Raw genomic sequence first — 1,869 nt, 5'->3', positions numbered from 1 at the left:
GCTCTTCGGCGAACCGGAATTAAGCTCCAACGGCGAGCTCGGCCTGACCGTGCGCTACCTGACACCGCATTCGAAATGGTCCATCCATTCGGAGTACCAGGACAACCTGCTGATGCTGACCTTGTCGCGGGGCGGGCCGACGATCTGGATGAGCGAAGCCGACGCGGCGAAAATCGGGGTGGCCGACAACGACTGGATCGAAGCAGTCAACCGCAACGGCGTGGTCGTCGCCCGGGCCGTGGTCTCCCACAAGATGCCGCCCGGAACCGTTTACATGTACCACGCCCAGGAACGCGTCGTCGATGTGCCCAAGGCCGAAACCTCCGGCAGACGGGGCGGGATCCACAACTCGCTGACCCGGCTGCTGATCAAACCCACGCATCTGATTGGTGGCTATGCCCAATTGTCGTTCGCGTTCAACTATTTGGGCCCGACCGGTAACCAGCGCGACGAAGTCACCATGATCCGCCGCCGCAACCAGAACGTGGAGTACTGACATGCGCGTGATGGCACAGCTGGCGATGGTCATGAACCTCGACAAATGCATCGGCTGCCACACCTGCTCGGTGACCTGCAAGCAGGCATGGACCAACCGCACCGGGGTGGAATATGTGTGGTTCAACAATGTCGAAACCCGCCCAGGTCTTGGCTACCCGCGCAAATATGAGGACCAGCAGCGGTGGCAGGGCGGCTGGGTGCGCACCAAACGCGGCCGGCTCAAGCCCCGCTCTGGCGGGCGCATAAAGAAGCTGCTCACCATTTTCGCCAACCCCAAGCTTCCGTCTATTCAGGACTACTACGAGCCATGGACGTATGAGTACGAGCATCTGCTGACCGCTCCTGCTGGCGATGACACCCCGGTCGCCCGGCCAACATCTTTGATCACCGGTAAAGACACGAAGATTTCGTGGTCGGCCAACTGGGACGATTCCCTGGCCGGCGGCAACGAAATCGCCTCCGGCGACCCCGTCCTGGCCCAAGTTTCAGCACACGTGCGCCAGGAGTACGAAAAAGCGTTCATGTTCTTCCTGCCCCGCATCTGCGAACACTGCCTCAACCCGTCCTGTGCCGCCGCGTGCCCATCCGGGGCGATCTACAAACGCTCCGAAGATGGCATCGTTTTAGTGGACCAGGACCGCTGCCGCGGCTGGCGCATGTGCGTGACCGGCTGCCCGTACAAGAAGATCTATTTCAACCACCGCACCGGCAAAGCCGAAAAGTGCACCTTCTGCTTCCCCCGCGTCGAAATCGGCATCCCGACCGTGTGCTCGGAAACGTGTGTGGGCCGGCTGCGCTACATCGGCCTGATGCTCTATGACGCCGACAAAGTCACCGCCGCCGCCGCGACCGAAGATGAAACCGGGCTGTATGAGGCGCAGCGGTCGGTGTTCCTTGACCCGCACGACCCGCACGTGATCGCCGGTGCCCGTGCCGCCGGTATACCTGAGGACTGGATTGACGCGGCGCAGCGCTCACCAGTCTGGGACCTGATCATGCGGTACCAGGTGGCACTACCGTTGCATCCGGAATACCGCACCATGCCGATGGTCTGGTACATCCCGCCTCTGTCACCCGTCGTCGACGTGCTCGCCGGCACAGGGCATGACGGCGAAGACGCGGGCAACCTGTTCGGTGCGGTCGACGCGCTGCGCATCCCGGTGGAATATCTGGCCGGCCTGTTTACCGCAGGGGACCCGGTACCGGTGACGGCCGTGCTGCGCAAACTCGCCGCGATGCGCTCCTACATGCGGCGGATCAACCTCGGCGAACCGCGAGACGAGACCATCGCCACCGCCGCGGGGATGACCGGCCGCGAAATCGAAGCCATGTACCGGCTGCTGGCCATCGCAAAATATGAGGACCGGTACG

The 1,869-nt window shown here is 62.8% G+C and carries 2 protein-coding genes; both read left to right on the top strand.

Translation table 11 applies throughout. The features are described 5' to 3' along the window. The coding region (locus A3E1_RS0125515) for a molybdopterin dinucleotide binding domain-containing protein (protein WP_026208837.1) at positions 1-496 on the top strand (496 nt) is incomplete at its 5' end. Between the two features lies 1 nt (position 497). Continuing rightward, the coding region (gene narH / locus A3E1_RS0125510) for a nitrate reductase subunit beta (RefSeq protein WP_020523629.1) at positions 498-1,869 on the top strand (1,372 nt) is incomplete at its 3' end.

This window comes from Catelliglobosispora koreensis DSM 44566 (genome assembly GCF_000379685.1).
Lineage (GTDB): Bacteria > Actinomycetota > Actinomycetes > Mycobacteriales > Micromonosporaceae > Catelliglobosispora > Catelliglobosispora koreensis.
This window is presented reverse-complemented; position numbering and strand designations above follow the sequence as displayed.